The organism is Streptomyces sp. NPDC002817 (genome assembly GCF_053592055.1).
Genome location: NZ_JBSFUY010000116.1, coordinates 1 through 1165, shown reverse-complemented (window position 1 = coordinate 1165; position 1165 = coordinate 1). Strand labels below are relative to the sequence as shown.

Here is a 1165-nt window from a genome sequence, read left to right as displayed (position 1 = left end):
CATGGACGAGATGGGCAAGCTCCAGGAGGACCTGGACCACGCCAACGCCTGGGACCTGGACGCACCCGCTGATGCGGGCCGCCCCTCCTGGATCTCTACGACGCTCCGCGTCGTGTGGGTGGGGGTGCCGGGGTCCCTTGACCGGCACCCCCACCCGCCCTGCCCCGCCCGGCGGGTCCACGGAGCAGGGTGCGGGCCAGGTCGCCATCCCAGCCCGCCCCAGGGCAGCTACAGGACGGTGTAGGCGACGGGCGGATACACTGCCTCACCCTCGTCGTCGTCCTCGTCGCTGCCGTGCAGCCCGAACGCGTCCAGGAACACGGCCGGTTCGCGGTCGCCGATCAGCTCGGCCGCCTCGGACGCGGTGCACTCGTTGAGCGTGCAGTAGGCCAGGTGCCAGGCCCGGATGACCGTCTCGCCCTCCGCACCCTGCGCGGGCGAACGCAGGAACAACGTGCCGTACGACAGCGGCTGCGCCAGCCCGACCATCAGCAGAAACGCCATGTTGTCCAGGTACTTCTCCTCGGCGCCCACCAGGTCATCCGGGCACCCGTCGCCCTCCACAGTCAGCGGGAGCACCGCGCACAGCGGCTTCTCCTGGCCATCCATGGTCACGCCCAGCCGCACCACATGCTCACCCGGCGCCAGCTGGCCCATCAGACGGGCCAGCACCGCGTAAGCCTCCTCACGGGCCTCCGCGATCCGAGTCGGAGAAATCGGCTTCAGTTTTGCCATTTCTGGATTTCCTTCCAGGTGTTTGAGAGGACTTCATCCGGCGAGGTTGCCGCCTCACCGAACCCCTTAATTCTAGGACGCTTACAGGTTCACCGGAATAGGGCGACAGAGAGACTGTGGATGAAAATAGGTCAAGTTACTGTTCGTCACTTGAGGGCGAACATGGGGGACATGCCGCGTGAGCCCAGAATGCAGCCGACACCCGAAATGACGCACTACGAAGGCAGATTGAGGAACCGTCAGCCACAGGCTTTGAAGAAGAAAGAGAGGGCAGCATTACAGCCCAAAACACATCCACAGCTCAACTTTGACGCACGCCATCCGACTCTTAACAGGCGGGGCGCGAACATGCCGCCGGTTCATAGGGAGCACCCAGCCGCGGGTAACCGCCGCAACGCCGGAGGCGGCGATGAGCAGCGCCAACAGGGCC

At 65.5% G+C, this 1165-nt stretch carries 2 protein-coding genes; one reads left to right on the top strand and one right to left on the bottom strand.

Features of this window, described 5'->3' with window-relative positions; translation table 11 throughout:
• A partial coding sequence (locus ACWD3I_RS49250; protein ID WP_451084476.1) for a hypothetical protein occupies window positions 1-244 on the top strand: 244 nt, incomplete at its 5' end.
• On the opposite strand, the gene ACWD3I_RS49245 is transcribed toward ACWD3I_RS49250, so the two are convergent.
• Entirely contained in the window at window positions 229-735 is a 507-nt protein-coding gene (locus ACWD3I_RS49245; protein ID WP_365414270.1) for a hypothetical protein, read from the bottom strand. The genes ACWD3I_RS49250 and ACWD3I_RS49245 overlap by 16 nt on opposite strands.
• Window positions 736-1165 lie beyond the last annotated feature (430 nt).